This is a genomic window from Cupriavidus sp. 01L46, assembly GCF_056399905.1.
The window spans coordinates 24,567-31,576 of the sequence record NZ_JBFTSF010000057.1 but is presented as its reverse complement, the minus strand read 5'-3'; the positions used below and the strand labels follow the sequence as shown (position 1 = coordinate 31,576).

General features: G+C 67.2%; 4 protein-coding genes. 1 reads left to right on the top strand and 3 read right to left on the bottom strand.

Features of this window, described 5'->3' with window-relative positions; genetic code table 11:
• Positions 1–1,905: indolepyruvate ferredoxin oxidoreductase family protein (locus AC1DS3_RS12715; protein WP_477127283.1), on the bottom strand; the 1,905-nt coding region annotated here is incomplete at its 3' end.
• A gap of 327 nt (positions 1,906–2,232) precedes the next feature.
• Between AC1DS3_RS12715 and AC1DS3_RS12710 the strand changes: the two genes are divergently transcribed.
• Positions 2,233–4,134: an NYN domain-containing protein gene (locus AC1DS3_RS12710; protein WP_477127282.1), complete on the top strand. Its 1,902-nt coding sequence runs from the start codon at positions 2,233–2,235 to the stop codon at positions 4,132–4,134.
• Between the two features lie 96 nt (positions 4,135–4,230).
• Here AC1DS3_RS12710 and gspF read toward each other — a convergent pair whose 3' ends face one another.
• Together gspF and gspE are read right to left on the bottom strand one after the other, a co-directional pair.
• A complete protein-coding gene (gene gspF, locus AC1DS3_RS12705) occupies positions 4,231–5,448 on the bottom strand; it encodes a type II secretion system inner membrane protein GspF (RefSeq protein ID WP_477127281.1) in 1,218 nt (405 codons plus the stop codon).
• Between the two features lie 16 nt (positions 5,449–5,464).
• Positions 5,465–7,003, bottom strand: a complete 1,539-nt coding sequence (gspE, locus tag AC1DS3_RS12700; RefSeq protein ID WP_477127280.1) for a type II secretion system ATPase GspE — start codon at positions 7,001–7,003, stop codon at positions 5,465–5,467.
• Positions 7,004–7,010 lie beyond the last annotated feature (7 nt).

The following is a 7,010-nucleotide window of genomic DNA, read 5'->3' as shown; positions in this document are numbered from 1 at the left end:
GGTCTGGTCGTAGATCAGGATGGTGACGCCGGCGGTATCGCGCAGCTGGACCTGGATCTCATCGAGCTGATCGCGGTGGTGCACCGTGACGCCGCCGGGCAGCATGCTGCCATCGCCGTATTTCTCCGGCTCGTCGGTCACCACCACGATCTTGCTGGCGCCTTCGGCCAGCACCTGGTGCGCGATCTGCGGCACGGTCAGAATGCCATCCACGGGCTGGCCGCCGGTCATCGCCACCGCGTCGTTGAACAGGATCTTGTAGGTGATGCACGCCTTGGACGCGATGGCCGCGCGGATTGCCAGCAGTCCCGAGTGGAAATAGGTGCCGTCGCCGAGGTTGACGAACACATGCTTCTCGCCGGTGAAATGCATCTGCCCGGTCCACGCCACACCCTCGCCGCCCATCTGGCTGAAGGTGTCGGTATTGCGGTCCATCCACATCGCCATATAGTGGCAGCCGATGCCGGCCAGCGCGCGCGAGCCTTCGGGCACGCGGGTGGAGGTGTTATGCGGGCAGCCCGAGCAAAACCAGGGCTTGCGCTCCACCGAGATGCGCGGGCGCGCGGCCTCGCGCTCCTTGGCCTMGATCAGCGCCACGCGCGCGGCGATGCGCTCGCGCACGTCGGTGGGCAGGTCGCTTTTCTCCAGCCGGGTGGCGATGGCCTTGGCGATCAGCGCGGGCGATAGCTCGTAGTGCGCGGGCAGCAGCCAGTTGCCGCGCGGCAGCGACCATTCGCCCCCGTGGTTGCCGCGCTCGTCGAACTTGCCGTAGACCTTGGGGCGCACGTCGTCGCGCCAGTTGTAGAGYTCTTCCTTGAGCGCGTACTCCATGATCTGGCGCTTCTCCTCGACCACCAGGATCTCCTGCAGGCCTTCGGCGAAGGCGCGCGCGCCATGCGCTTCCAGCGGCCACACGCAGCCCACCTTGTACAGGCGGATGCCGATGCGCGCGCAGGTCTCGTCGTCCAGGCCCAGGTTGGCCAGCGCCTGGCGCGTGTCGAGATAGGCCTTGCCGCCGGTCATGATGCCGAAGCGCGCATGCGGCGAATCGATCTCGATGCGGTCGATCTTGTTGGCGCGCACATAGGCCAGGCCGGCGTACCACTTGTAGTCGAGCAGGCGCGCTTCCTGTTCCAGGGGCGGATCGGGCCAGCGGATATTCAGGCCGCCCGGCGGCAGGATGAAATCCTGCGGCAGCACGATTTCCACGCGATGCGGATCCAGCTCCACCGATGCCGACGACTCCACCACATCGGTCACGCATTTCATCGACACCCACAGGCCGGAGTAGCGGCTCATGGCCCAGGCGTGCAGGCCGTAGTCGAGATACTCCTGCACGTTCGAGGGATAGAGCACCGGCAGGCCGCAGGCCTTGAAGATATGCTCGGACTGGTGCGCCAGCGTGGACGATTTGGCGGCGTGGTCGTCGCCCGCCAGCACCAGCACGCCGCCATGCTTCGAGGAGCCGGCCGAGTTGGCGTGCTTGAAGACGTCGCTCGTGCGGTCCACGCCCRGGCCCTTGCCGTACCACATGCCGAACACGCCCTCGAACTTGGCGTCCGGATACATATTCACCTGCTGCGAGCCCCATACCGAGGTGGCAGCCAGGTCTTCATTCAATCCCGCCTGGAACACGATGTCGTGCGCGGCCAGATGCTGCTTGGCCTTCCATAGCGCCTGATCCAGCGCGCCTAGCGGCGAGCCGCGGTAACCAGAGATAAAGCCGGCCGTGTTCAGGCCGGCGGCGCGGTCGCGCTCGCGCTGAAGCATCGGCAGGCGTACCAGCGCCTGCGTGCCGCTGATATAAATGCGGCCACGCTCCAGCGTGTATTTGTCTTCCAGGGAAACATTTGCGAGCGCGCGGCGGATGGCGTCGCTGACCGGAGGGGTCAGGGGGGCATTCATAGGTGCTCCTCTATGGGGCATGCAGTCGGGATCGCCGACTCACTTCAGTTGTGGGCGACCGTACGCCGCCTCTTGTGAAGGCGGAAAACGGCCGTGTCTCGTTGCAGCATGGTAGCACCGCCCCCAAGGGGGCGGCACCTTGCGACGCAGCAAAAAGCGCGCCCGCCACAGGCGTGCTTTCCCGAATGGACACGCTTCGCGTGTACACTGCGTTGCAAACAGGTTTACGCAACAAACGGGCAGATGCGGACCGTGCGCCATATCTCCAGGGATTGTGCCCCGGTGCAACCCGCCCCATCCGAGGCCGACCGGCCTCCAGGACCCAACATGACTATTTCCTCCCGCCAGGGCACTGCGACCCTGGCCGTGCTGATCGACGCCGACAATGCGGCGCCCGCCATCGTCGAAGGCCTGCTGGCCGAAGTCGCCAAGTACGGCGTAGCCGCCGTCAAGCGGATCTACGGCGACTGGACCAAGCCCAACCTGGCCGGCTGGAAGGAGCGCCTTCTGTCGCACTCCATCCAGCCGATCCAGCAGTTCCGCTACACGGTCGGCAAGAACGCCACCGACAGCGCGATGATCATCGACGCGATGGACCTGCTGTACACGGGCCGCTTCGACGGCTTCTGCATCGTCTCCAGCGATAGCGACTTCACCCGTCTGGCCTCGCGCATCCGCGAGCAGGGCCTGACCGTGTACGGCTTTGGCGAACGCAAGACGCCCAAGCCCTTCGTCACGGCCTGCGACAAGTTCATCTTTGCCGACGTGCTGCGMAGCGACGCCGATACCGACACCGATACGGAAGCCGACGGCGCCGCCGCGCCCGCGCGCAAGCGCAACAGCGGCGAGCTGCGCCAGGATTCGCGCCTGGTGCGCTTGCTGCAAAGCGCCTCGCAAGCGGTCTCCGACGAAGAAGGCTGGGCCACGCTCGGCGGCATGGGTAACCACATCGCCAAGCAGGCACCCGAGTTCGACTCGCGCAACTACGGCTATGGCAAGCTCTCCGAGCTGGTAGCCGCGACGGGCCTGTTCGAAGTCGAGACCCGCAACGGCAACAACAACAAGACGCTGTGGGTGCGCCTGAAGCGCCGTTCGAAGTCCGGCGAAGCCGAGCCCCGCCAGGGCGACGAGCGCCAGGCCGAGAGCCGCCAGCCCGAGAACCGTCAGCCTGAGAGCCGTCAGCCCGAGAACCGCCAGGGCGAGAACCGCCAGGGCGAGAACCGCCAGGGCGAGAACCGCCAGGGCGAGAACCGTCAGGGCGAGAACCGTCAGGGCGAGAACCGTCAGGGCGAGAACCGTCAGGGCGAGAACCGTCAGGGCGAGAACCGTCAGGGCGAGAACCGCCAGGGTGAGAACCGTCAGCCCGAGAACCGCCAGGGTGAGAGCCGTGTGGGCGAGAATGCCCAGGCGGAAAGCCCTCAGGCTGAGAACCGCGAGAACCGTGACAACCGCGAGCGGCGCGAGAATCGCCGCAACAAGCGGCGTGGTGGTGATCGCCAGCCTTTCCCGCAGCAACAAGGCTCACGGCCGGAGCGTGCGCAGCAGGCCGCACTGCCTGTGCAGCCCGCGCCGGTACCCGAATTTGCTGCCCCGGCTCCCGCTAGCGAAACCGCCCCGACGTTCGTGGTCGATCCGATGGACGTGCTGGAGCGCGTGGAGCAGGCTTACAACGGCGCCGAGTCCGAGGACGAGCAGGACGACGCCGATGCTGGCGAAAACGGCGAATCGAACGGTGGCCGCCGCCGCAAGCCGCCCAAKCCTGAGGTCACGCTGAGCGAGATCCCGTGGCCGATCGACAGCTCGATCTTCGTGGCGCCGTCCTCCACCGTGGTCGCGGCGGTTGTCGAAGCCGCCGAAGTCATCGAGATTGCCGAGGTGGCGCCGGTTGTGGAAGCGGTCGAGGTTGCCGAGGTCGTCGAGGTCGTCGAAGTCGTCGAAATCGCTCCGGTTGTGGAAATCGCCGAGGTGGTCGAGGTTGCCGAGCCGGTCGAGCCCGTGGTTGACGTCAAGGCTAAAGCCAAGGCCCCGGCCCGTGCGAAGAAGACCGCCGCACCCGCCAAGAAGGCTGCCGCACCGGCCAAAAAGACCGCTGTAGCCGCCAAGAAGGCTGCTGCGCCGGCCAAGAAGGCTGCCGCTCCCGCCAAAAAGGCTGCGCCCGCAGCCAAGAAGGCAGCCGCCGCCGCACCGGCCAAGCGCGCACCGAAGAAGACGGCGAAGGCTGCCGAATAAGCCGCACTCGTCAGAACGCAAAACGGCGCCGCAAGGCGCCGTTTTGCATTTCAGCCGGCTTGCGCCGCCAGCCGCATGACTACCGCGTCTATGGGACTACCGTACCAACTGGTTGATCTCGATGATTGGCATCAGCACCGCCAGCACGATCAGCAGCACCACCACGCCCATGCTGAGGATCAGCAGCGGCTCTAGCAGGCTGGTGAGGAACAGCGTGCGGCGCTCCAGCTCCGCGCCTTCGCCCTGCGCCGCGCGCTCCAGCATGATCGGCAGGTTGCCGGTGGCTTCGCCGGAGCGGATCAAATGCACCAGCACGGAAGGAAACTGGTTCTGCGCCGCCAGCGCGCGCGCCAGCGAGGCGCCTTCGCGCACCCGCGTGGTGGCGTCATCCACATTGGCTTTGAGCGCCTCGTTGGTCAGCGTTTCCCCGGCTGCCTGCAGGCTGCGCAGGATGGGCACGCCGGCGGATACCAGGATGGCGAGCGTGCTGGCGAAACGCGCGGTGTTATAGCCGCGGATCAGCTTGCCGACCAGCGGCGCGGTCAGCAGCCAGCGGTGCCACTCCAGGCGCACGCCGGGCTGGCGCAGCAGGCTGCGAATTCCCAGGCTCACCGCCACGATGAACGCCAGCGCGGCCCACCACCAGTTGCGCACGAAATCCGACAGCGCCAGCATGATGATGGTCAGCGTCGGCAGCTTCTGCTTGGTGTTGGCGAAGACGCTCACCACCTGCGGCACCACATAGGACAGCAGGAAGATCACGATGGCGAACGCCACCACGGTGACGATGGCGGGGTAGGTAAAGGCCAGCCGGATCTTGGCGGTGAGCGAGTTGCGCGTCTCGATATAGTCCGCCAGCTTCTCCAGCACCAGGCCGAGGTGGCCCGAGTGCTCGCCGGCGGAAACCAGCGCGCGGTAGATATCCGGAAAATCGCGCGGATGGTGCAACAGCGCCACCGAGAGCGAGCTGCCGCCGACCACGTCCGCGCGGATGCCGGCCAGCAGCTCGTGCACATAGCTGCGCTCGGCCTGGTCGGCCAGCGCCGCCAGTGCTTCGTCCAGCGGCAGGCCAGCCACGATCAGGCTGGCGAGCTGGCGCGTGAACAGCGCTTGCTCTTGCGTGGAGAGCCGGCGCACGAAGGCAGCGGTGCTGCTTTTCTGCACGCCGCCGACGCCTGCCAGCGGATCCACATTGAGCGGTGTCAGCCCGCGCGCGCGCAACTGGCCGCGGKCCTGCTTGGGGCTGTCGGCTTCGATGACGCCGCGATCGGTCTTGCCGGCGGCGTCGACGGCCTCGTAACGATAGGCTGGCATGTCTCTGGGCTCGCCCTTAGTCGCGCGTGACGCGCAAGACTTCTTCCAGCGCGGTCGCGCCCGAGTCGATCCAGCGCTGCGCATCGCGGCGCATGGTGTGCATGCCGCGCTCCAGAGCCACCTTCTTGATCTCGGATTCGGCCGACTGGCGGTGGATCATGGTGCGGATCTCGTCATCCACGCTGAGCAGCTCATACACGCCCATGCGCCCCTGGTAGCCCGAGTGGCCGCATTTGTCGCAGCCCACCGCATGCCACACGTGTTGCAGCGGTTTGCCTTGCGCCAGCAGCACGTCGGCTTCGTCGGGTGTGACTTCGATCACTTCCTCGCGCTTGCAGTGCTGGCACAGCCGGCGTACCAGCCGCTGCGCCAGCACGCCGAGCAGCGACGACGACAGCAGGAACGGCTCGATGCCCATGTCGACCAGCCGCGTCACCGCCGAAGCCGAGTCGTTGGTGTGCAGCGTGGCCAGCACAAGGTGGCCCGTCAGCGAGGCTTGCACCGCGATCTGCGCGGTTTCCAGGTCGCGGATTTCGCCGATCATCACCACGTCCGGATCCTGGCGCAGGATGGCCCGCAGCGCCTTGCCGAAGGTCATGTCGATGCGCGGGTTGACCTGGGTCTGGCCGATGCCGTCGAGGTCGTACTCGATCGGGTCTTCCACCGTCATGATGTTAGTGGTACGCGAATCGAGCCGCGACAGCGCGGCGTACAGCGTGGTGGTCTTGCCCGAGCCGGTCGGCCCGGTCACCAGCACGATGCCGTGCGGCTGGCGGATCAGGTGATCGAAGCCGCCCAGCGTGCCCGGCGCCATGCCGAGCTTGGCGAGATCCAGGCGGCCGGCCTCCTTGTCGAGCAGACGCAGCACCGCGCGCTCGCCGTGGCCGGTGGGCAGCGTGGAGACGCGCACGTCCACGGGACGCCCGCCCACGCGCAGCRTGATGCGGCCATCCTGCGGCAGGCGTTTTTCCGCGATGTCGAGCTGCGCCATGATCTTGATGCGCGAGATCAGCGCGCCGTGCAACGCCTTCTTCGGGCGCACCACGTCGCGCAGCGTGCCGTCCACGCGAAAGCGCACCACCGAGGATGACTCGAACGGCTCGATGTGGATATCGGAGGCGCCTTCGCGCGCGGCCTGGGTGAGCAGCGCGTTGATCATGCGGATGATGGGGGCGTCGTCCTCGGACTCCAGCAGGTCTTCCACGGCGGGAATGTCCTGCATCAGCCGCGACAGATCGACTTCGCCCTCMACCTCGCCAACCACCTGCGCGGCGCTGCCGCTGTCCTGGCGGTTGTAGGCCTCGGACATGGCGAGCTCCAGCGCATCGGGCTCCAGCACGCGCAGGCGCAGCGGCCCGTGCACGCGCGCCACTTCGGCCAGCGCTGCGGGCGAGGTGGCGCGGCTGACCCACACCTCCAGGCCGTCGGTGCGCTGGTGCGCGATCAGCAGGCGGGCCTCGCGCGCGAAGCCGTACGTGACGAGGCGCGCGGCGATGGTCGACGGCGGCTCCAGCGGCTCGTCGGGCACGGCGGCGGGGGCGATGCTTGTGGCCATGGCGAGT